Genomic DNA, 23,187 nt, shown 5'->3' with positions numbered 1-23,187 from the left:
TCCGCCTTTGGCGAATGATATTGAAAAGCCCCGACCATCTGGTCGGGGCTTTTTCTTTACGTCTGTCAGGCGGGCAAACATGAACTTTTGGACAGGAAACGTCATGTCGCATTGCGGGCAGAAATAAGGCAGGTAAGGTCGCGACAAATCTATTTCCGAGGGGGAATCTATGCGTCGTCTTGCGACTTCTGCCGCTGTTGCGGCCCTTATGGCTGGTTTTGCGCCGGCGGCCTTTGCCCATACTGCGGCGGTAACGGCTACCACTCCGGCTCCGGCCAGCACCACTCAGGCGCAGGAGCTGCGCGGTGCGCCGGTGGCTGATCTGATCGCGCGTGTGGATATTCCGTGGAAGCGTTTCCAGCTGGATAACGGCCTGACCGTACTGGTCAACGAGGACCACAAGGCACCGGTCGTGGCCGTCAGCGTCTGGTACAATGTTGGCTCTAAAGACGAGCCGAAGGGTTCGACCGGTTTTGCCCACCTGTTCGAGCACCTGATGTTCGGCGGTTCGGAAAACAGCCCGTCTTCGCACATCCAGACCATGAATGCAGCCGGTGCGACCGCGCTGAACGGCACGACCTGGTTTGACCGCACCAACTATTTCCAGACCGTGCCGACGCCCGCGCTGGAATACACGTTGTATCTGGAATCGGACCGTATGGGTTACCTGCTGGGTCAGGTGAGCCAGGAGGTTCTGGACCTGCAACGCGGTGTTGTGCAGAACGAAAAGCGTCAGGGCGACAACCAGCCCTATGGCCTGACCTATTATGCCACTCTGGAAGCCCTGTTCCCCGAGGGCCATCCGTATCGCCACTCGACCATCGGTTCGATGGCCGATCTGGATGCGGCCAGCATGGACACCGTGCGCCAGTGGTTCATCGACAACTATGGTCCGAACAACTCGGTTCTGGTGCTGTCGGGTGACATCACCGAGGCCAAGGCCCGCGAACTGGTCGGCAAGTATTTCAACGGCATCAAGGCCGGTCCGGTGAACACACCTGCGGCCGCAGATGTGCCGACACTGGCCGCGCCGGTTTCCGAGACCCTGCACGACCGCGTGGCGCAGGCCCGCGTCAGCCGCAACTGGGTCACGCCGGGTATGCTGCATGACGATACGGTGCCGCTGAGCATCGCCGCCTCGGTTCTGGGCGGTCTGAACAGCTCGCGTCTGGACAATGCTCTGGTGCGTGGCGAGCAGACGGCGTCGGGCGTGTCGGCGGGCAATCAGGTGTTCCAGCGCGTCAGCATGTTCTCCTATTCGGTGACGGTGAAACCAGGTCAGGACCCTGAAGCCGTGGCCGCCAAGATGGACGCTGCCTTCAACGACCTGATGGCCAATGGCCCGACGCAGGACGAGATCGACCGCGTGGTGACCCAATATGCGTCGCGCACCATTCAGGGTCTGGAACAGGCCAATGGCAAGGCTTCGGTTCTGGCCGAGGGCCAGCTGTATGCCGGTGATCCGGACCACTACAAGAAGCAGTTGGAGCGCTATGCGGCCGTAACGCCGCAACAGGTGCGTGATGCCATGCAGCGCTGGCTGACCCGTCCGGTCTATAGCCAGACCGTTCTGCCGGGCGAGCGCGAGGCCTATGTCGATGCGGCTGCGACGCCGTCGGGCGCAACCCCGACACCAGCGGCCGAGATTGTGCGTGTCCAACGTGATCCGGCCCCAAGCATTGGCGACGTCAAGAATGTGGACTTCCCCGATGTGGAACGCGCCACTCTGTCGAACGGTATCGAGGTGGTCTATGCCCACTCGACCGCCGTGCCGGTGACGCGTATCGCCATGGAATTCGATGCCGGTATTGCCGCCGACCGTGCCGACCGTCTGGGTGCCCACACCCTGATGCTGAACGTCATGGAAGAAGGCTCGACCACGCGCAACTCGCTGGCTCTGGCCGAGGCGCAGGAACGTCTGGGTGCAACGCTCGGCTTTGGCTCCAGCATGGACCGTACTGTGGCCAGCCTGAGCAGCGTCAGCACCAATCTGGAGCCGTCGCTGACCCTGTTTGCCGATGTGCTGCGTAATCCGGCCTTTAGCCCGTCGGAAGTCGAGCGTATCCGCGCCCAGCGTCTGGCCCGTCTGGCCAGCGAGAAGACCCAGCCGGCCGCTCTGGCCAGCCGCGCCTTCCCGTCGCTGGTCTATGGCGAGACGCATCCTTATGGCCGACCGAACAGCGGTTCGGGTACGCCGGAAGTGATCACCGTTCTGACGCGGGCTGATCTGGTGGGTGAACACCAGAGCTGGATCCGTCCGGACAATGCCAAGCTGTTCGTGGTTTCGGACCTGCCGCTGGCGCAAGTGACAGCTCAGCTGAACGCAGCCTTCGGTGACTGGCGTGCGCCATCGGCAGCCAAGGGCGTGAAGGACTTCTCGGCAGCTCTGCCGCAGACATCGGCCCGTATTGTGCTGATCGACCGTCCGCAATCGCCGCAGTCGATCATCATGGGCGGTCAGGTGCTGCCGGTTTCGGGAACGGACGACAATCTGGTTCTGAACCTCGGCAATACGGTTCTGGGTACGGACTTCCTGAGCCGCATCAATGCCGATCTGCGTGAAACCAAGGGCTGGTCCTATGGTGTGCGTGGCATGCTCATGGTTGTTCAGGACCGCATGCACTATCTCATCAATGCGCCGGTTCAGGCCGACCGCACGGGTGACTCGGTCCAGGCCCTGCTGGACCAATATAACCGCTTCCTCGGCGGTGAAGGCGTGACGCCAGCCGAACACGAGCGCACCCTCAAGGGTGATACCCGCTCGCTGGCCGGTTCGTATGAAACGGGCGGTGCCGTCCTGAGTGCCCTGCGTTCCAACAGCCTGTATGGCCGCCCCGACGGCTATCAGGAAGCTATGGCCACGCGTATCAACGCCGCCACCGCCGCCCAGATGGATGCTGCCGTCAAGGCCGCCATCGACCCGACCAAGTTCGTCTGGGTTGTTGTCGGTGACGCCGAAAAGGTGAAGCCGCAACTGGAGGCCCTTGGTCTGCCGGTCGAGGTTCGCGCCATCGACTAAGGGTCTTCAAGGCCACAGATACCGGAAGGGGTCAGTCGCAAGGCTGGCCCCTTTTGCGATCTGCCCCCTTCCCCTTGGCGTGGCATCGTCTATGTGTGGGCCATGGCCGGTCCAGAGACACCACAGGAAGTTTTTAAGCGGGCGCTGGCGCATGCGGCGCGGGCTTTGGCAGAACAGCCGGAGCTGGAGGTTCATTTTGCCTCGGACGGGCCAAAACTGGTTGGCAATGTCCTGACCCTGCCGCACCCGCCGCGTAATCCGAGCGCCGCCGAAGAGGCGACCGCGCGCGGTCAGGCCGACCGGATTGCGCTGAAACTCGCCAACCACGACCCCGCAATCGACGCCAAGGCACGGCCTGTCGATCGCACCGCCGCCGAAGTGTTTGACGCGCTGGAACAGGCGCGGGTGGAAACCATTGGCGCGCGCAAGCTGGCCGGTGTGCGCCAGAACCTGCGGGCGGCTCTGGTCAGCCGTCTGGAACGCACAGGGGCCTTACGGGCCGAGGCCGACAAGGTACCACTGGCCGAGGCCGTCGCCATCATGTTGCGCGAGCGGTTGCTGGGTACACGCGCGCCGGATGGTCTGGGCGATATGGTGGACCGCATCCGTATCGATCTGGAAGGTCGGGCGGGCGCACAACTGGATGCGCTGGCCGAAAGCGCCAATGACCAGAGCCTGTTTGCGCGTCGTCTGAACGATCTGCTGCGGGCGCTGGACCTTGAGGCCTCTTCGGCAGACACGCCGGACGATAGCGAGAACGAGGGCGAGGACGAACCGGACGAGGCCCAGCAGGACGCGCCCGACGAGGACGAGCAAGAAGAGGATGGCGAGGCCGAAGGCGGTCAATCACTGGATGGATCCAGCGACGACCAGAACGCCGAAGACGAGCGCCAGACCCGCCCCGACGGCCGCCCTTCCGATCCCGAAGGGGAACCCGGCGAGGAAGACCCCGAGTTGAGCGAAGGGGCTATGCCCAATCGCACAGAAAATGCCGATGACGGTCGCGCGGTCGATTTCTATAAAGCCTTCACCACCGCCTTTGACGAGGTGGTGGATGCCTCCGAACTGTGTGACCCGATGGAGCTGGACCGTTTGCGGGCCATGCTGGATATGCAACTGGCATCCTTGGGCAGTGTGGTGTCGCGTCTGGCCAACAAGCTGCAACGCCGGTTGATGGCCCAGCAGAACCGCTCGTGGATGTTCGACCTTGAAGAAGGCATGCTGGATACGGCGCGTCTGACCCGCGTGATTACCGATCCGACCAGCCCGCTGTCGTTCAAGATGGAGAGCGAGAGCGAGTTCCGCGATACGGTTGTGACGCTTTTGCTGGACAATTCCGGTTCCATGCGCGGTCGCCCGATCATGGTGGCGGCGGTCTGTGCCGATATTCTGGCGCGTACGCTGGAACGCTGCGGGGTCAAGGTCGAGATTCTGGGCTTTACCACCCGTGCGTGGAAGGGCGGTCAAAGCCGCGAACGCTGGATCAGCGAGGGCAAGCCCGCCAATCCGGGCCGTCTGAACGACCTGCGTCACATCATCTACAAGGCCGGCGATGCGCCGTGGCGTCGCGCCAAGAAGAACCTTGGCCTGATGATGCGCGAAGGCCTGCTGAAGGAAAATATCGACGGCGAGGCCCTGCAATGGGCGCATGACCGCCTGATGGCCCGCAGCGAGCAGCGCCGTATCCTGATGGTGATTTCCGATGGCTCGCCCGTCGATGATTCCACCCAGTCGGCCAATGCCGCGCTTTATCTGGACAAGCATCTGCGCCACGTCATTGCCGAGATCGAGGACCGTTCGCCGGTCGAGCTTCTGGCCATCGGTATCGGCCACGATGTGACCCGCTGGTACAAACGCGCCCTGACAATCACCGATGTCGAGCAACTGGCCGGTGCCATGACCGAAAAACTGGCCGAACTGTTTGAGACCAAGACAGTGGCCAGCAAGGCGGCGACGCGGCGCAAGAAGGCGGCATGAACCGCAGACTTTATCTGGCGGCCCTGTCCTGTCTGACACTGGCGGCCTGTGCGGGCGCGGCGATCACCAGCCAGCCATGGCGCAATGCCATCCCCGATTCACCGTGGCAGGCCGTCGAGGTGGATACGCGCACCATCGGTCTTGGTCTGCCACTGGGCAGCCGTCTGGCCGAGGGTGTCCGCTTTGCAGGCGGGGTGCAGGTACTGACCCCCACCCTGTCGCCGGTGCGCAGTCTGTCGGATTTGAAACTGATCGGGACTGACGGCTTTGTCACGGTGTCCGACAAGGGCGAACTGGTACAGGGCCGGATTGAACTGGATGCGGCGGGCCAGTTGGTCGGGCTGGGCCAATGGCGCAGCCGTCGCCTGACGCTGAGCGACGGGCAGCCGATTACCGAAAAGATCGATGGCGATGCCGAGGGTCTGGCCATCCTTTCCAATGGCGATCTGCTGGTCAGTTTCGAGGGCCATCACCGCATCTGGAACTATGGGCCGCTGGACGATATGCGCCTGCCCGTCAGTGTGGTGCGCCCGGTCTGGCCGTTTGGCGACAATGAGGGCATGGAGGCGCTGGCCTCCTCGGGTTCGGGCGCAGGACTGGGCTGGCGCGTCGGTGGCGAAACCGGCGGCATCTGGGACTGTCACGCCATTGTGGAGCCGACTTGTACGCTGGTGCGGATGCCGCCCGATCAGCCGCTAAAGGTTAGTGACTATCGCACCACCGGCATGGATCGTGATCCGGATGGTCGGGGTTGGTGGATCGTGCAGCGTGCCTATACGCCGCCAATGGATGCGCGGGCGCGGGTGCGGCGCATGGACGAGGACGGCACTCTGGGTCCGGTTATGGTCGAGCTGAAACTGCCCGCCACCACCGATAATTTCGAGGGTATTGCGGCCACGAAACGAGACGGCAAGACCCGTCTTTATATCTTGTCGGACGATAACGAGAACCCGCTCCAGCGCACGCTGATGCTGGCCTTTGACGTTACGCCCTAGATACGTTCGCTGATCTTGATGGCGGCCTTGCAGCCGACCTTGATGACGCTGCTGAGCAGGCGATAGGCCGGAGCCTCGCGGCTGCCATGGGCGATGGCGTGATCGTGGTGGGCCAGTTCTTCTTCGCGGAACTGGGTCAGCTCGGCGGCCAGTTCGGGATCACGGTCGCTGATCTCTTTGATCTGGTCGGCATAATGTTCTTCGATCACGCTCTCGACGGCCTCGGTGCAGGCATGGGCGGCCTTTTCACCGATGAGGGCGGTCCCTGCGCCCAGCACCGTGGCGGCGATCTTCCACACAGGGATCATCGCGGTGGGGCGCACCTTGTGTTCATTCAAAAGGGCGTTGAAGCGATCCAGATGGACCTGCTCGTGGCCTTCCATCTCGGTCAGGTCACCGGTGATCTGCTCCATGCCCTTGCGGTCGCCCAGAATGGCGCGCTGGGCGCGATAGATGTGTACGGCCGCAAACTCGCCCGCATGATCCACGCGCAGCATCTCGGCCATACGGCGCTGCGGCGCACCCGGTCCCGGACGCGGCAGGGGCACGCGGCGGGCATCGGCTATGCTGTCAGGGGTCTGGGTCATCGGGACACTCTATCTACGCCTTCGGCCTAGTTTCTAGGGGCGCGGGCGTCTTTGGGACGCTTGGCCGCCAGAAGGCTCAAGACCGACAGTAGCACCAGTGCGATGAAATTCCATGCCGCCATCGACAGGCCCATAAAGCTCCATGCGATATCGCCGCACGAGGTAATGGGATCAATCTCGACCGTACCGTTCAGGATACCGGCAAGATTGCCGTAATCGACATCGGCAGGATTTCCCGCCATGCAGGTGGCCGGAAGCGCCCACCATCCCTGTTCGCCACCGGCATGGAAGCCCGCCGTAATGGCCCCTGCAATAAAGACCAGAGCCAGCACAAAGGCGGCCAGACGCGGGGTGCCGCGACGCGAACGACTGATCATATGCCAAGCGGTGGCTGCCCCCGATACGGCCAGAGCCGCCCAGTAGACCTCGCGTTGCTTGAGGCACAGATTGCACGGATCAAGCCCGCCAAAGCGTTCGAACGCATGGGCGGCAGCCAGCATGGCGGCTGAGATCACAAAGGCGAACACCGTCCACCAGCGCATCAGAATGGAATAAAGGCGCTTCATGGCGGACAGTCTTAGACGGCTATTTTCATGCCGTCATCCATCTTGCATCAGTGCAGGAATTTCACAGCCACCAGCCCCCCGACCATCACGATCAGGAACAGCACGGTGAACAGGGCCAGACGCCGTTCCACGATCTTGAGCATGGGCGGCCCCCAACGCTTTAGAACAAAGGCGACAAGGAAGAACCGCGCCGAGCGGGTCAGGACGCTGAGGATGACAAACAGGGCCAGATTGAACTGGAACACGCCCGCCGAAATGGTGATCAGCTTGTAGGGAATGGGGGTGGCCCCCTTTATCACGATCACCCACGCGCCATATTTCTGGAACAGGACCTTGGAGGCTTCGAACGTGTCGGCCTTGCCCAGCGTCGTCAGAATGGCCATGCCGACCGGCTCGAGGAAATAGCCGATCGCATAGCCCAGAAGGCCGCCCAGAACCGAGGCCACGGTGCAGACCGTGGCATAGAAATAGGCGCGGTCCGGCTTGGCCAGCACCATGGGGGCCAGCATCACATCGGGCGGGATCGGAAAGAACGAGCTTTCGGCAAAGGACACCACAGCCAGCGAACGCGTGGCGTGGCGGTGGCGGGCCAGCGAGAACACCCAGTCATAAAGCTTACGCAGCATAGATACTCCGGCCTGCCTGTGCGCCGCATGTCAGCCTTCATAGCAAGCGCAAGACGGGAGGGCGAGGCGGCGTTCCGTCACTATGTGCGAAACTGTCAGCTTGCCGTTTGGCCAGCATGGGCATAGCTTTGCCGTTTACCGGACTTTACGTTTCGAGCCCCTTTATGCCTGTCAAAGTGCCTCACTGGTTTCCGTGGCTTAGCCCGCTGTGCGCGATTGGCGGCGCGTGGCTGATCGGGGTCTGGGCCATGCAGGGCGGGTTCTGGGTGATTTTGGGCGTGGCTATAGTGTGTGCCGTCCTGCCCTTTATCGTGTTCCGCATTGCCTGCCGGTTGCGCAATACGGGCTCGGGCGAACACCTGAACGGGTGACAAAGTTGCGGCTCCATCCTATTGCCGATGACAGGTACCGGAGGGACGCGTGATGAAACAATCGGCTTTGAAACTGACCCGCACTGTGGGCGGCGCACTGGCGCTGGGGGCTGTGATGGCTCTGGGGGCCGGACAGGCCAATGCTCAGGACGGGGCTCAGGACGCGGCTCCGCAGGGGCAATGGGCGTTGGCGCTGCATGGCGGCGCCGGTGTGATCGAACGCGCCAGCCTGTCACCGGAACGTGACGCGCTTTACCGTCAAGGTCTTCAACAGGCGCTGGAAGCCGGTCAGGCTGTGCTGTCGGCGGGCGGCTCGGCGCTGGATGCGGTCGAGGCCACGGTACGGGTGCTGGAAGACAATCCGCTGTTCAATGCCGGTAAGGGCGCGGTCTTTACCTCGGCGGGCAAGAACGAACTGGACGCCGCCATTATGGACGGCACCAATCTGAATGCGGCCTCGGTGGCGGGCCTGACGCGCACGCGCAATCCGGTACGCGCGGCCCGCGCGGTGCTGGAACAGTCGCCGCACGTCATGCTGATTGGCGAAGGGGCCGAAACCTTTGCCGCCTCGGTCGGCTTGGAGCAGGTGGCACCGGCCTATTATTTCACCGAAAGCCGCTGGCAGGCGCTGGAGAAAGCCCTGCGCGATCGTGGCGAGCCGGTTCCGGCCCGTCCCGAAGGTGCGCCGCCTGCGCCAGTGAGAGCGGGTCCGGCGGCACCTCTGGCCTTTAACCTGCATGAAGCGCCGCTGGATGAACGCAAGTTCGGTACGGTCGGGGCGGTGGCTCTGGACCAGAGCGGACGTATCGCGGCGGCGACGTCGACGGGCGGTACCACAGGCAAGCGCTGGGGTCGTGTGGGGGATGTGCCGGTGATCGGCGCGGGCACCTATGCCTCCAATGCCGATGGCTGTGCTGTATCGGCCACGGGTGCGGGCGAGTATTTCATCCGCGCCACCGTCGCCCGCGATATCTGCCACGGCACGGCGGGCGGCCAGTCGCTGCAAGCCGCAGCCGAGGCCGAGATTGCCGAGGTCGGGCGTCTGGGCGGTGATGGCGGCGTGATTGCTGTTGCCCCCGATGGCACAGTCGCCTTTGCCATGAACACCTCGGGTATGTACCGCGCCACGGTGTCCAGCGCGTCTGCGGCCCGCGTGGCCATCTATGCCGACGAAGAGAAATAAATGACCGATCCGCGCACCTCGCCCGGCGTGAAATTTCCGCCGCCCCTGATCTTTCTGCTGTTCCTGCTGGCAGGATGGGGGATCGAGCAGGTCGGCCCTGATTTCACACTGGGCCTGACCGAGGGGCTGAGGCGCGGACTGGCCATTATCCTGATCGTGGTGGGTCTGGGGTTTGACGGTCTGGCGGCGGGGCAGATGCGCCGCCACCAGACGGCGGTCGAACCGTGGAAAGGGGCGTCGAACCTTTTGACCGATGGCCTGTTCGCCTATACGCGCAACCCGATCTATCTGGGCTTTGCCCTGACCTATCTGGGTTTTGCCGTGGCGATGGATTCGCCGGTGGCTGTGGGTCTTGTGGTGCCGTGCCTGATTGTGGTCGACCGTTTCGTGATCCCGCGCGAAGAGGCCCATTTGTCAGCCGTCTTCGGGGCGGCCTATGAGGCCTATCGCCAAAAGGTGCGCCGCTGGATCTGACGGGCCGTTTCCACAAGGGGGCGTCACGCCCTATATGGGCCGCATGACTACTGAAAACGAACTGTCGGAAATGGCTCTGGAAGAGCTGGATGCAGCGTGCAGCCTGCATTTTGCCGAGATGAAAAAGATCACCCCGTGGGGTGACACCTATGAGGCCATGGCACCGTCGGGCCGCGAGGTCGAGGTCGAGCGCCGCTATCTGTGGGAAAACGGCCAGCCGGGTGGCGGCATTGTTGTCGAGGTCGAGGTGCGCGACCCTGCCCTACAAACGGGGGCCGAGGCCCGTGCGGTGATCGGTCCGCGCCAGAACTAGAGGCCCGCAGCACGTCATCACATCTTGCGTGAGCCATAGGGTGGGCCACTTTAAACTTGCCCCGCTCTCGACTAGCTTTGATCTATGAAACTCGCTTCGCTCAAGCATGGCCGTGATGGCCGCCTCGTCGTCGTCTCCAATGACCTTAACTGGTTTACAGACGCCTTTCTGATCGCCCCCACGCTTCAGGCCGCGCTGGATGACTGGGAGCGTTGCGAGCCGCTATTGCGGGCTCTGGCGACAAGCTTGGAGAACGAAGCCGTGCCGCGTGGCCGCTTCCACGAGCGTGATGCCGCAGCCCCCCTGCCGCGTGCCTATCAATGGGCCGACGGTTCGGCCTATGTGAACCACGTCGAACTGGTTCGCAAAGCGCGCAATGCCGAGATGCCGGCGACCTTCTGGACCGACCCCCTGATGTATCAGGGCGGCTCGGACGGATTTTTGGCACCGCGCGATATTGTGCCGCTGAAGGACGAGGCCTGGGGCTGTGATCTGGAAGCCGAGATCGTGGTCGTCACCGGCGATGTGCCGCTGGGTGCCACCCGTGAAGAGGCGCTGGGCGCGATCCGTCTGGTCGGTCTGGTCAATGACGTTTCGCTGCGTAACCTGATCCCGGGCGAACTGGCCAAGGGTTTCGGCTTTGTGCAGTCCAAGCCCGCCAGCGCCCTGTCGCCGGTGTTTGTAACACCCGATGCACTGGGTGATCGCTTCAAGGACGGCAAGCTGCACGGCGCACTGCTGGTCAATATCAACAACCAGTCCTTCGGCAAGGCCGATGCGGGCGTGGATATGACGTTCGACTTTGGCACCCTGATCGCGCATCTGGCCAAGACCCGCGCCCTGTGTGCCGGTACGGTCATCGGTTCGGGCACCGTCTCCAACAAGGATGCCGATGGTGGCCCCGGCAAGCCCGTCAGCGAAGGCGGCCTTGGCTATAGCTGCATCGCCGAGGTGCGCATGGTTGAAACCATTCAAAAGGGTGCCGCCGAAACCGGCTTCCTCAAATATGGCGATGTGGTCCGCATCGAGATGCTGGACGACAATAACCACTCGATTTTCGGGGCCATCGAGCAGACCGTGACCAAGGTTTAGGCTCTAAACCACCCCCATCCAAAACGCCGCCTGTAATGGGCGGCGTTTTTCTTTTCATCTTTGTTTATTTAGCGTTGACCACAGCGAAGCCATCGCTAGATTGCGCCTCCTCCAGACCGTGCCGGTGTGGTGGAATTGGTAGACGCGCCGGATTCAAAATCCGGTTCCGCAAGGAGTGTCGGTTCGAGTCCGACCACCGGCACCACTGTATTTTCCTGACAATCTGTTTTAAGCCCCGTCGCTGTCCCAGCGGTGGCTGGATCATGGCGTCTATAGCGACCGCAGGATTGTGGTCCTGTGCGGTTCTTAATATTAGATATTGCTAATTTAGAACATAAGAATATATGGAAGGCATGAGACATATCCCGCCCTCCATGCTCGACACGTTCGAGGCCCGCGCTGGCGAAGCCGCCGCCATGCTGAAATGTCTGGCCAATCCGCATCGCCTTCTGGTGCTGTGCCAGCTTGGTGCAGGGGAAATGCAGGTGTCGGAGTTGCAGCAGCATATCGGCCTGTCGCAATCGGCCCTGTCGCAACATCTGGCCCGCCTGCGTGAAGACAAACTGGTCAGTACCCGCCGCGAGGGCACGGCTGTTTTCTACCGCATCGAAAATCCGGCTGTGGCCAAAATCATTGCCACACTGGCCGACATCTATTGCCCGCCCGAGGACGCATCATGAACAAACCTACACCCCTGTCGCCCGTACAAGTTTCGGACCTGATGGCCAAGGGGACTGTGGAACTGGTCGATATCCGCGAGGCCGACGAATATGCCCGCGAACATATTGCCGGTGCCCGCAGCCAGCCGCTTTCGGCCCTGCCCGCAACGCTGGAGCCTTCCGGCAAAACCGTGGTCTTTACCTGTCGCTCGGGCAATCGCACGGCGGCCAATGCGGAACGTCTGGCAGCCTGCGTCTATCAAACGACCTATGTGCTGCAAGGCGGGGTGGATGGCTGGAAGAAAGCAGGTTTTGCCACCCGTATCGACAGGTCCAAACCCATCGACATGATGCGCCAGGTGCAGATGATCGCCGGGGGTTTGATCCTGCTGGGTGTGGCTCTGGGCACGCTGGTGCATCCGGCCTTTTATGGTCTGAGCGCCTTTGTCGGGGCCGGACTGTTTGTGGCGGGCAGTACCGGTTTTTGTGGCATGGCGCGCCTTCTGGCCTATGCGCCGTGGAACCGTAGAAACGCATAGAAAAAGGGCGGTGCAAGAGATTTGCACCGCCCTTTCCCCATGAGGCCTGATCCTAGAGGATATGGCCGACGAGATCGTCCAGAGGCTCCAAGACCGCAGAGAAGACCGGCAGGTCGATCTGTTGCGCGAAGTTCGGCGAGAAGGCCGTACCGACCGCATCAAGGGCATCGCCCACCGCATCGAACAGCCACTGGCCGTCATCGGCATCCAGCAAGCTATCGGCCAGATCGGACAGCGGCAGTCTGTCGGCAGAGAAGCCCAGTCCGCCCAGCAGATTGTCCAGACCACCCAGATTGCCCAGACCACCCAAGCCACCCAGACCGTTCTGAACCTCGCCGAAGAAGTCGGCCAGCATGTCCGCCTTGTCAGCGAAACGTGCGGTCAGTTCGGCCTGAACATCGGCCACCAGATCCGAGATGGCGCTGCTGCCCAGATGTTCACGGACGGACTGCGCCAAATCTTCAAGTGGTGTGCCCGAAAGCGCGTTCTCGACATGGGTGCCGATGCTGGTGATGAAGTCCGCGATGTGGCCTTGCGTGAAACCACCCGCCAGAGCGGTTTGCAGGCTGTCGGCAAGGTCGCTGACGATATTGCCGTCAAGGCCGTTTGGCAGCAGGTCGGTCAAGCCGCCCAAGTTACCCAAGTCACCCAAGTCACCTAGGGGCGTCGCATCCAGACCGTCGGACAGATAGCCCTCGATCATGTCCGTCAGCCCGTCAATGCCTCCGATAGCGGTGCCGTCATCCAGCCATTCCACAGCAGAGAGCAGGCCGAGTGTACCCGCGCCGCCCTGTGGGCCGCCAATGCTGTTCAGCAGGTTCACATCGAGGAAGGAGCCGATCGTGGCGCTGCTGCTGTCACCCCAGACGTCTTCAGCGGTCAGGTTGATGGCGTTCAGCAGACCAAGGCTGAGCAGCGAGCTGGAGAGCAATCCGCCCTGCGGATCGACCACATGGACCGTCTGCAGGAAGGCATTGATCTCGGCATTGTCCAGTGGATCGCCCGAGGTCGAGACGATCTCGATCTTGGCACTCGGAGCGAGCAGGCCCAGCACACCATCGGAATGGGTCACGCGTACCTCGTAGCCGAGGGCGGTGGCCATGGTCTTGTCATAGGCAAAGCTCAGCGGCGTGAGATTGACCGCCACAGCAGGCGCATATTCCAGCGCAACCCGGGCCAGATTATTATCGGCATCGGCGACCAGAAGATCCTGGCTGCTCAGGGTGAAGCCCAGCAGGCTGCCACCCAGCAGGCCCAGTGTGGCCTCGGCGGCGGCACCGACGGTCGGGGCCGTATTGCTGGCCGACGAGCCGATCGTGTCGTCATCCACCGTGACCGAGCTATTGCCGCGATCCCCGTCACCATCGACGACCGAGCCGCCGATTTGCAGGTCGCCATGGCCAGCCGGATCGGCCGAGGTCTTGGCGTCCACCAGCAGTTTGTTGCTGGCCAGCAGATCATTGATGATGGCGATGTCGCTATCAAACCCTGCGGTCAGGTCTACGCCCTTGAGCAGGATGCGCTGGTCGGTGGCACCGGCATTGGCGGCACTGAACCCGCCCGCAAAGCCACCCGTGGTGGAGATATGGATCACTGTGCCATCTGCGGTTTGTTCAAAGTGCAGATAGTTGCCCAGATTACCGGCGCTCTTGCCGACGCGACCTTCACCTTGCAGCAGGTTGCTGAGGTCAAGGACGTCGCCCTGTTGGCTCAGGCCCGCCTTGTTGAAGTCGAGGATGGTGTCTTGAACCACGCCACCGCTATTGACCTGATCGCCGCGCTCGAAGCGGAAGATATCGGTGCCCTCACCGCCGGTCATGGTATCGGCACCCGTGCCGCCGATCAGGATGTCATTGCCATCACCGCCCAGCAGGGTGTCGCTGCCGGAACCGCCGCGCAGGATGTCATTGCCCTTGCCGCCTTCCAGCCGGTCATCGCCGCCATAGCCATAGATGCGGTTATCCAGACCGGTGCCTGCGGCACCTTCGGTGGCCACGATGGTGTTGGCGGTGTCGTCACCACTGATGAACTGTTCCGGCAGACTGGTGCCGATCAAGCCACCACCAACCTTGACGTCGGCCAGTTTGAAGTCGGAGCTGGAGGTCGCGTTGTTCTGGGTATCCGTGGCCTTGATGCTGAAGGTCGAAGCGGCATTAATCGCCAGAAGACCTCCGCCCATTGTCAGGGTGCCAAGGAATTCGTTGAGCTTCCAGTTGTCCAGCGTCCCGCTGTCCGCGGCTTCGATGAGGATGGTATTATGGGCGACCAGCGGCAGGCCAGAATAGCTTAGCTCGGTGACCTTGATGCCAAGTTCGGCGGCCAGCTTGGTGTCATAGGCAAATCTGCCGCCACCCAGACCAATCAGGGCGTTGTAGTTCAGTTCAACAGATTTGAGATTATTGTCGAGATCGGAGGCCGTGAAGAGCTGGTTTTGCTCGAGCTTGACCAGATCCAGCACATTGGCATCAACCAGACCCAGAAGGCCGCCCGGCTCGCCCATGCTGGCATACGGGTTGTTGTTGCCGGCCGGTTGAGCCTCGCGGCCCGTGACCGTGACATTATAGGCTCCGGTGGCCATGTCGATCTCGACCGTTTCGCCACGGATGGTGGTGACGGTCAGGGTCTGGCCTTCGAAGCTATGTGACAGGACCGTGCTGGAAGAACCCGAGACAGCCACCGATCCGCTCTGGGGCGCGTAGGTAAAGGTCAGGCCATCCACCGTGACAGTTTCCATATGGCCGCCATCCAGTCCCATATCGGTGACCAGAGTGCCGCTCAGGAGGCCCGGCTGGGTTGGGGACAATGTCATCGGTGCGGCCACGGTCGGCACGCCGTCTGTGACATCGACATTGATCGCGCCGATGGCCGTCGAGCCGCCATCGGTCACTGTCACCGTAATGGGCAGAGCGATGCTGATCGATCCGACCGGATGGTCGATGCCGTCCGCCAGTTTCACGCTATAGCTGCCATCCGCCGCGATCGATACGGTCAGGACGGTGCGGCCACCGGCGACACCGATCAGATCACCATTGCCTGCGGTTTGCCAGTTGATGGCTTCGCCGCGCGAGGTGAAGCTCGTGGTAGGACCGCTGAGGGTGATGGTGGCATTGGCCGTGGCATCGGTAATGGCAATCTGGCCAACCGCAGCGACGGAGGCGTCCACTTCGCTGACAGCCGCAATCGAAGCGCCGACATCCAGCGCCACGGCGTCGATTTCAAAACCGGCACTGGCCGATGGCGACGGATTGCCCGCCGGATCGCGCAGTTCGGCCGTCACGACATAGTCGCCATCGTCAAAATCGCTGCCCAGAGCGATGGTGATCTTGCCCGCCGTAATGTCGGCGGCGCTGAGCGTGTGGGTGACTTCCTGCGCATTGCCGCCGACCGTGATGGTCAGGACGACAATGTCACCGGCAGAGGCACCCTGTGGCAGGCCGACCTCGGCATCCAGTCCGGCGTTTAGTTCCGCACCGGTCACCACGCCGTCATCGGCACCGGAAATGGCCAATGTCGGGGCCTGTGTCGAAGGCGGCACCAGATCAAGCGCATAGTCGCGTGTGCCGGTACCCTCGCGGGCTACGCCGTCATTATCGACAATATCGGCCTTGGCGCTCAGCGTGCCGCCCGTCAGGTCCGAGCCACGCACGGACACCGACCATGTGCCGTCAGACTGGATCTGGCCGCGATAGGTGGTGCCGTTGGCCTCGATCTCGATCGTGCCACCGGGCTTGAAGCCACCCACTCTGCCGACCGTGCCCGACAGAGTGACCGAGCCTTGCGACTCGGCAATGTTCACAATGTCATCGCCGGCAATGGCGGCAATATTGACCACCACACCATCCGGTCCGACAATACCGCCGGGCACAACATCGAAGGCAAAACCGGCAGACGGTGGCGAGCTTTCACCCGTGGGGGACAGCACGACGGCACTGGCATTATAGCTGCCATGGGCCAGATTGTCGGGCAGGACCACGGTGGCCTTTCCGGCGGCGATATCCGCAGCGGTCAGCACATGCTCGACCGAGACACCGCCATCAATCGTCACCACCAGCTTGCCACCGGCCTCGGCACCCTTGCCGAAGGTCACAACCGCCTGGATACCGTCCGCGATTTCGGCGTCGTCGATGCCGCCAACCGCTTCGGGAATATCAAGAGCGGGCGCGTCAATCGCGCCGCTCACGGGGGTCAGGTCGGGGGCCGTGGTCGAGGCATCGGGGGACACATTGTCCGACGCATCCGTCAGCGTGACCTTGAGTGTTTCGCCATCCACCTGTGCCGGTTGCAAGGTGACGCTGAACGTACCGTCCTCGCCGACCGTCGCCGTGCCCAGCAAGGTGCCGTCCGGTGCATAGACCTTGGCCGTGCTGGAGGGTTCGCCCTCGCCGGTCAGGACCGTGCCGTCATCATTGACGTCCAGATTGGTGGCCGCTGCGGGCGGGGTCAGGTCCGGAGCCGTCGCATCCGACGGGCCGGAGACATTGCCTGCCGGATCCGTGGCGGTGACCGTCACCTTTTCATTATTGATCAGCGGCGGGCTGAGGCTGACCTCAAACCGGCCATCGCTGCCGGTCGTGCCGGTGCCGATGATCTTGCCCGAGGGATCACGGACCGTAATGGTCGAACCGGCTTCGGCCGTGCCGCCCAGCTTGCTGCCGTCAGGGCTGAATTGCAGATTGCCCGGCGCGGCAGGGGCTGTGGTGTCCGGCAGTTCCGGCAGGGTCGGATCCTTGTCGTCGTCATTGACGAGACTATAGACCGCGCCGCCAATCCCCAGACCTGCAATCACGGCCATGGCCGCGCCAACGCCACCACCGGCCAGAGCGCCCATGAGGCCGTCGCCCTCGCCATGGGTCAGGCCCTCGAACGGTGACGGTTCCAGCACGCCCGTCGAATAGACCGGCATCGGACCATCGGTGATGGCGCGTGATGTTTCCATCATCACCAGACCGCCTTGATCATCCATCAGCAGAAGCTGGCGCGGTTCGGAGCCTTCATAGAAACCGACGAGGCGAATAACCTCCCCGTCCGGCCCGACCACGACCAGATCCGCACCGTCACGCACCATATTGGAGACGGTACCCGCATACATACGCAGATAGATTTTCTCGGCAGACGCGACGTCGATGCGACCGATGCCTTCAATTGTCGCCGCTTGGGATACGGGCTGGGTTGCGGTGGCCAGCTTGGCTTCCACGGTCATGGGTTTCGCAGTGGGGGTCTGCATCGAACGCTCCATCAACAGTCTAAAATCGGCCTTATTGCAGGCCAGCTAGACCGATAAAGCTTACGGAACGGCGATACGTTGCTGCGTACAACTACTAGGTACATCTCCCTAAGCATTGAAAACTTGGATATTTATGGCCCAACGCCACCGGAAAGCTGTGCTTGAGGCGGCATTTCAGCTCTGCCGTAAGCGCATCATTTCTAAGCACATTTTTGACACTTTAAGACCGTGCCCTCACGCCTTTAGGGCCTGAAACGGTCCGCGGGATGTGCTTGGGGGCGGCCTTTTGCCACTGTGATTTTTATGACGCGAACGGGAACACACCGCATTTTACGCGGCGGGGCCGGCCTCTGATGCCACGCGCAGCAGGTCCGCAAGCGATTTGGCACTGAGACGATCCATCAGGCGTGCCCTGTGGGCCTCGACCGTGCGCGGGCTGAGCTTCAGTTGCAGGGCAATCGTCTTGTTGGTGCCGCCCGCCAGCAGGCCGTCCAGCACCTGACGCTCGCGTTCGCTCAGTTCCGACAACCTGTCCTGTACCCCGTTATCGACCACCATTTCGGGTACGGGCGGTGCCTTGTGACGGACTTTGGAGACGACGGTGCGGATGGCCTCGGTGACAATGCGCGGCCCCGTACTGGCCGACAGGACATCACCGGCCCCCATACGCATCAGGCGCACGATGGCTTCCAAAGGATAGGCCTGCGTGCCGGTGACCAGCCACGGCACTTCGCGGGCCGACAAATTCAGCTCTTCGAGGATTTCAAACAGGCGCTGTGGCTCGTTCGGGGCCTGAAAAATCACGGCCCCCGGTTGCAGGTCGCGCGAGACAGCGACGAAGGTGGCCGGTTCGTCGAACTGGAGCAGCCGCACCTGATCGAGCAGCAGGGCCGCGCGTTGTTCCTCGAAACCGTGCAGGTCGGGACCGCCGATACGCACCCAATAGGCGCGCTGTTCGACCCTGTGGCGCACGGGGCGGAACATGCCGCCGATGCGGCCACCATCCTGTGCGCCGGGATCAACCGGAAACACATAGAGCGCCACGGCCTGATAGGTTTCCGACGGGACAGCCAGCCCCAGTGTGACCTGCACCATTTCTCCGGCGCGGACCCTTTCGGGAATGGCCAGAGCCAGTTCGCGTTCTTCGGGCAGGATGGCGGCACACCATTCGTGCCATGATAGCGGCTGGCCCTCCAGCACCGGACCCCAGTCCTGTCGCGTTTGCGGGTCCAGAGGACGGATCGTGCGCTCCCCCACCCCCATGGTCCAGATCACATCGTGACGGCCCGGCACCAGATCGAAGGGCGGGCGCATCGCCTCCCAGCCACTGTGCCAGTCGTCAATCTCCAGACCCGATCCGGCCCATGCCCCGATCCGCCCCTCTGCATCGAAGATCGGGCTGAAACGCAGCCGGTGAACACGCGCCCTTGCATCACCGCCCTTGAGGGGGACGTGCAGGGCAAATCCCTGACGGTCCTGTTGATGCTCGGCAAAGGCCCGTTCCAGACGCAGATTGTCATGCGTGTCCAGAACATCGGCCCAGCAACCCGTTTGATCGGGGGCGAGCCCCTGATAATCGCGCGCCCGCTTGTTCGCCCAGACACTGACGCCGTCGGGGGTACAGCGCCACAACAGACGCGGCGTCTGGTCCATCAGGGTGGCCAGCGTTTCCTCGCTGGCGCGCAGGGCCTGTTCGGCCAGTACCCGACGGGTTTGCGGCAACAGGGTCAGCACATTTACCGGATGGGCATCGTCTGAAAAGGTCCAGCAGTGCACGGACCAGTAGCTTTGCGGGGGGCCTGCATCCGTCTTGTCTGCGTCTGCCCTGTCTGCGTCCTTCTGGTCGCTCAGGGCAATCTCGCACGCGCCCTGAGCGGATTTGCGCCACCAGTCGCGCAAGGGTGAAGCCTTGGACAGGATCGCGCCGAAAGACACGTGCCCCATACCCGGCAGTGCGGCAAAGGCAGCATTGAAATAGAGCCGCTCGTCCTCGCCCCACATCAGAGCCATCGGCAGGGGCGACGGCAGCAGGAAGCGCAGCACCGCCTGAAGTTGGCCCGCCTCGGGATAGGCGTCTGTATAGTCTTCGGGGCGGATATGCCGGCTAAGCTCGCTGGCCAGTTCACGCAGGCCCTGCCGTTGGTGCAACAGATCGGGGCGCACAGAAGCGACCGGAAGACGCTCCGTCTTGGGCGGCCCCTTGCGGGCAGATGGCAAAGCTTTGTCAGACATACTGGTTCACTGTCAGGCCAGACGGCCTAGGTTAGACGGGCTTTCAACAGAGGTTTGAGAAGGTAGCTGAGCACACTGCGCTCGCCCGACTGGATGTCCACCTGCGCCACCATGCCGGGGCGGATCGGTAGGCGCTGGCCGTTCTTTTCCAGCCATGCGCGGTCGGTGCGGATCAGGACGCTGTAATAGGCCATCTTGCCGCGCGGGGTGTCCTCTTCCAGCGTGTCCTCGCTGATCTGTTCCACCCGTCCGGGCAGGTCGCCATAGATGGTGAAATCATAGGCGCTGATCTTGACGCTGGCGGGCATACCCTCGCGGATAAAGGCAACATCGCGGGGCTGGACGCGGGCCTCGACCAACAACTGATCGTCCACGGGGGTCAGTTGCATGATGGCCTCGCCCGGCTGCACGACGCCGCCGCGCGTGGTCACGAGTATCTCGTTGACGCGGGCGCGTACGGGGGCGGTCAGGCGTGTGCGCTGAAGCTGGTCGCGGCGCTGGTTGAGGATTTCCGACTGGGCGGCCAGTTCGGCCTTTTTATTGGCCAGCTCGGCATAGGCTTCCTGCATATAGGTGTTGCGCACCTCGGTCTGGCGACCGGTCAGGGCGGCAATATCCTTGCCCAAACGCAGGCCCTCGACCTCGCTGACCACACCGCGCTCGGCCAGAGGCGTGACGATGTTGAGCTGGCGCTGGGCATAACCGGTTTCGGACGACAGCGCGGCCAGTGTCGCATTCAGGTTCTGGCGACGGGCGCGGAACAGGGCCTGCTCGGAGGCGATCACCGGATCACCGGCAGGAATGGCATCGGGGAAGGTGATGGTGGTGGCCCCCAGAACCTCGGCCTCCAGACGCGCAATCGCCGCCGTCAGGGCCTTGACCTGAGAGGCGGTTTCCTTGGCGGCCGTGGTGAAGCGGGTATCGTCCAACTGGGCCAGAGGCTGACCGGCATCGACCACCTGCCCCTCGCGCACCAGCATTTCGGCAAGGATGCCGCCCTCAAGGCTCTGGATCACCTGAACGCGGCTATTGGGGACCACCTTGCCCTCGCCGCGTGCGACCTCGTCCACCTTGGCCCATGCGGCCCAGATGATAAAGGCCGCTACCACGCCGACACAGGCCCACAGGATGGGGCGGGCCAGCGGATGGGCTGCGCCTTCGCGGGTATCGGCCAGGGCGCGGCGGATCTGGCGTTCAATGCTGCGGTCAGACATTGGCCACGCTCCGCAAGTTTCTGACCGGCGCACTCGCACGTGCCGGACCATCGCCCACCACCTTGCCGTTCGACAGGGCAATGACGCGGTCGGTCAGGGCGAAGACCGTGCGGCGATGGGTGGCGATGACGACCGTGCGGCCTTCCAGCCAGTTCGCCAGATATTCGATCAGGCGGCGTTCGTTATTCTGGTCATAGGCGGCGGTCGGCTCGTCCATCAGGACAATGCGCGGGTCCTGAAGGATCAGGCGGGCCATGGCGATGGCCTGACGCTGGCCGCCCGAGACACTGCCGCGTCCGACCAGTTGCAGGTCCAGCCCCTGCGGGTGGGCGCGGACATAGGTGCCAAGACCCACCGCATCCAGCGCGTCGATCAGTTCCGCATCCGTATGGCGGCCACCGTCCAGTGTCAGGTTTTCACGCAAGGTGCCGTGGAACAACACCGCATCCTGCGGCAGGAAGCCGATGGCGTGGCGACGATCCGCCGGCTCGATTTGCAGCAGGCTGACATCGTCCAGCAGCACGCTGCCTGCTGTTACATCGCCAAGGCCCGAGAGAAGCCGCAACAGGGTGGACTTGCCCGCGCCATTGCCGCCGATGAGGGCGATCTTTTCGCCCGCCCTGATTTTCAGCTTGGGCAGGGTCAGTACCGGCGGGCCATCGGGTGACAAACGCACCTCGACATCCTGAAGCTGATAGTCGCCGACAAGGTCGCTTTTGCGGGTGAACTGGCGTTCCTGCGGGCGCTCGGTTGGTGCCTGCATCAACTGGTCCAGCCCTTCCAGCGCCACCTTCACATGCTGCCAGCGCGACATGATGCCTGTGAACTGGGCCGTGGGTGACACCGCGCGCGACACCAGAAGCGAACAGGCCACCAAGGCACCCATGGTCATATTGCCCGCCGCGATCTGATGGACGCCAATGACCACCGCCCCGACATAGGTCAGTTGCTGGACCGACGATCCCAGCGACGCAATGGCCGTGGACAGGTTGCGGTTTTTCAGCCCGCTATCGGCCAGCTGGTTGGACAGCACTTCCCACAGGCGTAGATTGCGGCCTTCGCCACGCGCGGCTTTCAGGCCTTCCAGATTGTCGACGGTTTCCAGCAGCAGGCCGTGCTTGACCGCCCCTTCGCGCAGATTGGCCCGCGACAGTTCGGCCATCTTGCCCTGTAGCAGCAGGGCCGGAACCAGCATGACAATCACGCCGACCAGAGGCGCGATGGCCACGGGGCCGCCCAGAATGGCGATGATGGTGATGAAGAAGATGATGAAGGGCGCATCGCTGATGGCGGCGACGGTCGAGGCGGTGAAGAACTCGCGTACTGTCTCGAACTCTTTGACCTGACTGGCAAAGGCGCCGGTCGAGGCGGGCTTGGCCGACAGACGCACTGACATGACCTGTTCAAACAGGCGCGAGGACAGTTTCAGGTCCAGCGTCTTGCCGGTGGCCTCCAGCAGGTGCGAGCGCAAGGTTCGCAGCAACAGTTCGGCCAGTATCGCCACCACCACGCCCGTGGTCAGCACCCACAGGGTCGGGAAGTTGGAGGTCGGCACCACGCGGTCATAGACCTGCATGACAAACAGCGAAGAGGCGACCGCCAGAAGGTTGGCAAAGATCGCTGCGGCCCCGACCTCGATAAAGGCTGGCCACGCCTCGATGACGGTCGATTTTAGCCAGTGGCGTTTCCTGGGTTGGGCATAGCCCCCGGCGCGGGTGTCGCCATTATAGACGGGGCGGGCAAACACCATGTCGCCTGCATAGGCCGCCCGCAGTTTCTCCATGGAGACTTTCTGCGCCCCGCCATGGGTGAAGGGGCTGAGCACCACCGCCACATCGTCCTCGCGGGCGGCAAACACCAGACAGCGGCCATTGCGTAACAGGATCAGGGTAGGGAACAGATCGTCGGGCACATCGTCCAGCGGCATCGGCACCACCCGCGCCGACAACCCCGCACGACGCATGGCACGGCGCACCTGATCCAGTGGCAGGCGGCCATCATCCAGCGGCAGACCATCCCCCAGCATGGCCGCCGAGGCGGTAACGCCCAGTTCGGCAGCCAGCAGGCTGAGGCCTTCTCTGAGTGGATCAACCTCTGGGGGAAGAGGGCGGGTCAT

At 62.9% G+C, this 23,187-nt stretch carries 17 protein-coding genes and 1 tRNA gene; 11 read left to right on the top strand and 7 right to left on the bottom strand.

All coding sequences use genetic code 11. The features are described 5' to 3' along the window. Positions 1-169: 169 nt before the first annotated feature. From FHS64_RS11670 to FHS64_RS11660, 3 genes are all read left to right on the top strand, one after another. Entirely contained in the window at positions 170-3,019 is a 2,850-nt protein-coding gene (locus tag FHS64_RS11670) for a M16 family metallopeptidase (RefSeq protein WP_167178476.1), read from the top strand. Between the two features lie 102 nt (positions 3,020-3,121). Further along, complete coding sequence (gene cobT, locus FHS64_RS11665) at positions 3,122-4,996, top strand: cobaltochelatase subunit CobT (RefSeq protein WP_167178474.1); 1,875 nt, start codon at positions 3,122-3,124, stop codon at positions 4,994-4,996. Continuing rightward, a complete protein-coding gene (locus FHS64_RS11660; protein ID WP_167178472.1) occupies positions 4,993-5,991 on the top strand; it encodes an esterase-like activity of phytase family protein in 999 nt (332 codons plus the stop codon). The genes cobT and FHS64_RS11660 overlap by 4 nt, the downstream gene beginning before the upstream one ends. On the opposite strand, the gene FHS64_RS11655 is transcribed toward FHS64_RS11660, so the two are convergent. From FHS64_RS11655 to FHS64_RS11645, 3 genes are read right to left on the bottom strand one after another with little or no spacing between them, the layout of a single operon-like run. Next, the gene (locus FHS64_RS11655; RefSeq protein WP_167178470.1) at positions 5,988-6,578 is read right to left on the bottom strand and encodes a demethoxyubiquinone hydroxylase family protein; all 591 of its coding nucleotides are present in this window, start codon (positions 6,576-6,578) and stop codon (positions 5,988-5,990) included. The genes FHS64_RS11660 and FHS64_RS11655 overlap by 4 nt on opposite strands. Positions 6,579-6,604: 26 nt before the next feature. Beyond that, entirely contained in the window at positions 6,605-7,144 is a 540-nt protein-coding gene (locus tag FHS64_RS11650; protein WP_167178468.1) for a disulfide bond formation protein B, read from the bottom strand. Positions 7,145-7,191: 47 nt separating this feature from the next. Continuing rightward, entirely contained in the window at positions 7,192-7,770 is a 579-nt protein-coding gene (locus tag FHS64_RS11645) for a YqaA family protein (RefSeq protein WP_167178466.1), read from the bottom strand. A 164-nt stretch (positions 7,771-7,934) separates the two neighbouring features. Between FHS64_RS11645 and FHS64_RS11640 the strand changes: the two genes are divergently transcribed. The 8 genes from FHS64_RS11640 (at position 7,935) to FHS64_RS11605 (ending at position 12,401) form a co-directional block, all read left to right on the top strand. Continuing rightward, complete coding sequence (locus FHS64_RS11640) at positions 7,935-8,141, top strand: hypothetical protein (protein ID WP_167178464.1); 207 nt, start codon at positions 7,935-7,937, stop codon at positions 8,139-8,141. Between the two features lie 52 nt (positions 8,142-8,193). After that, on the top strand, positions 8,194-9,324 hold the full coding sequence (locus FHS64_RS11635; protein WP_243862956.1) for an isoaspartyl peptidase/L-asparaginase family protein: 1,131 nt from the start codon (positions 8,194-8,196) through the stop codon (positions 9,322-9,324). Then, on the top strand, positions 9,325-9,798 hold the full coding sequence (locus tag FHS64_RS11630) for a methyltransferase family protein (RefSeq protein ID WP_167178462.1): 474 nt from the start codon (positions 9,325-9,327) through the stop codon (positions 9,796-9,798). A 43-nt stretch (positions 9,799-9,841) separates the two neighbouring features. After that, positions 9,842-10,111, top strand: a complete 270-nt coding sequence (locus FHS64_RS11625; protein ID WP_243862955.1) for a hypothetical protein — start codon at positions 9,842-9,844, stop codon at positions 10,109-10,111. Positions 10,112-10,195: 84 nt separating this feature from the next. Beyond that, entirely contained in the window at positions 10,196-11,203 is a 1,008-nt protein-coding gene (locus FHS64_RS11620; protein ID WP_167178458.1) for a fumarylacetoacetate hydrolase family protein, read from the top strand. A gap of 120 nt (positions 11,204-11,323) precedes the next feature. After that, positions 11,324-11,408 (top strand) — tRNA-Leu (locus FHS64_RS11615). A 148-nt stretch (positions 11,409-11,556) separates the two neighbouring features. Next, positions 11,557-11,883, top strand: coding sequence for an ArsR/SmtB family transcription factor (locus tag FHS64_RS11610; protein WP_208380932.1), 327 nt, complete (start codon positions 11,557-11,559; stop codon positions 11,881-11,883). After that, positions 11,880-12,401 carry a rhodanese family protein gene (locus FHS64_RS11605; protein WP_167178454.1) on the top strand — a complete coding sequence of 174 codons (522 nt, stop codon included), beginning with the start codon at positions 11,880-11,882 and terminating at the stop codon, positions 12,399-12,401. The genes FHS64_RS11610 and FHS64_RS11605 overlap by 4 nt, the downstream gene beginning before the upstream one ends. A gap of 52 nt (positions 12,402-12,453) precedes the next feature. Here the strand turns inward: FHS64_RS11605 and FHS64_RS11600 are convergent, their stop codons facing one another. The 4 genes from FHS64_RS11600 to FHS64_RS11585 all read right to left on the bottom strand — a co-directional run bounded on the left by FHS64_RS11600 (position 12,454) and on the right by FHS64_RS11585 (position 23,187). Further along, positions 12,454-17,625 carry an Ig-like domain-containing protein gene (locus tag FHS64_RS11600; protein ID WP_167178452.1) on the bottom strand — a complete coding sequence of 1,724 codons (5,172 nt, stop codon included), beginning with the start codon at positions 17,623-17,625 and terminating at the stop codon, positions 12,454-12,456. Positions 17,626-17,955: 330 nt separating this feature from the next. Then, complete coding sequence (locus FHS64_RS11595) at positions 17,956-19,857, bottom strand: LuxR C-terminal-related transcriptional regulator (RefSeq protein WP_167178450.1); 1,902 nt, start codon at positions 19,855-19,857, stop codon at positions 17,956-17,958. Positions 19,858-19,883: 26 nt separating this feature from the next. Further along, positions 19,884-21,071 (bottom strand): beta-barrel domain-containing protein, encoded by a 1,188-nt coding sequence (locus FHS64_RS11590; protein ID WP_167178448.1) that lies wholly within the window; start codon positions 21,069-21,071, stop codon positions 19,884-19,886. Next, on the bottom strand, positions 21,064-23,187 hold the full coding sequence (locus FHS64_RS11585) for a type I secretion system permease/ATPase (protein WP_167178446.1): 2,124 nt from the start codon (positions 23,185-23,187) through the stop codon (positions 21,064-21,066). Before FHS64_RS11585 ends, FHS64_RS11590 begins: the two co-directional genes overlap by 8 nt.

The sequence above is a fragment of the Brevundimonas terrae genome (assembly GCF_011761985.1).
GTDB classification, from domain to species: domain Bacteria; phylum Pseudomonadota; class Alphaproteobacteria; order Caulobacterales; family Caulobacteraceae; genus Brevundimonas; species Brevundimonas terrae.
This window is presented reverse-complemented; position numbering and strand designations above follow the sequence as displayed.

Bases quoted from the DNA above. Each gene is read 5' to 3' on its own strand.
- FHS64_RS11595 (WP_167178450.1), bottom strand. From the start codon at position 19,857: ATGTCTGACAAAGCTTTGCCATCTGCCCGCAAGGGGCCGCCCAAGACG.
- FHS64_RS11630 (WP_167178462.1), top strand. From the start codon at position 9,325: ATGACCGATCCGCGCACCTCGCCCGGCGTGAAATTTCCGCCGCCCCTG.
- FHS64_RS11590 (WP_167178448.1), bottom strand. From the start codon at position 21,071: ATGTCTGACCGCAGCATTGAACGCCAGATCCGCCGCGCCCTGGCCGAT.
- cobT (WP_167178474.1), top strand. From the start codon at position 3,122: ATGGCCGGTCCAGAGACACCACAGGAAGTTTTTAAGCGGGCGCTGGCG.
- FHS64_RS11625 (WP_243862955.1), top strand. From the start codon at position 9,842: ATGACTACTGAAAACGAACTGTCGGAAATGGCTCTGGAAGAGCTGGAT.
- FHS64_RS11650 (WP_167178468.1), bottom strand. From the start codon at position 7,144: ATGAAGCGCCTTTATTCCATTCTGATGCGCTGGTGGACGGTGTTCGCC.
- FHS64_RS11620 (WP_167178458.1), top strand. From the start codon at position 10,196: ATGAAACTCGCTTCGCTCAAGCATGGCCGTGATGGCCGCCTCGTCGTC.
- FHS64_RS11655 (WP_167178470.1), bottom strand. From the start codon at position 6,578: ATGACCCAGACCCCTGACAGCATAGCCGATGCCCGCCGCGTGCCCCTG.
- FHS64_RS11600 (WP_167178452.1), bottom strand. From the start codon at position 17,625: ATGCAGACCCCCACTGCGAAACCCATGACCGTGGAAGCCAAGCTGGCC.
- FHS64_RS11660 (WP_167178472.1), top strand. From the start codon at position 4,993: ATGAACCGCAGACTTTATCTGGCGGCCCTGTCCTGTCTGACACTGGCG.
- FHS64_RS11610 (WP_208380932.1), top strand. From the start codon at position 11,557: ATGAGACATATCCCGCCCTCCATGCTCGACACGTTCGAGGCCCGCGCT.
- FHS64_RS11585 (WP_167178446.1), bottom strand. From the start codon at position 23,187: ATGACCCGCCCTCTTCCCCCAGAGGTTGATCCACTCAGAGAAGGCCTC.
- FHS64_RS11670 (WP_167178476.1), top strand. From the start codon at position 170: ATGCGTCGTCTTGCGACTTCTGCCGCTGTTGCGGCCCTTATGGCTGGT.
- FHS64_RS11645 (WP_167178466.1), bottom strand. From the start codon at position 7,770: ATGCTGCGTAAGCTTTATGACTGGGTGTTCTCGCTGGCCCGCCACCGC.
- FHS64_RS11640 (WP_167178464.1), top strand. From the start codon at position 7,935: ATGCCTGTCAAAGTGCCTCACTGGTTTCCGTGGCTTAGCCCGCTGTGC.
- FHS64_RS11605 (WP_167178454.1), top strand. From the start codon at position 11,880: ATGAACAAACCTACACCCCTGTCGCCCGTACAAGTTTCGGACCTGATG.
- FHS64_RS11635 (WP_243862956.1), top strand. From the start codon at position 8,194: ATGAAACAATCGGCTTTGAAACTGACCCGCACTGTGGGCGGCGCACTG.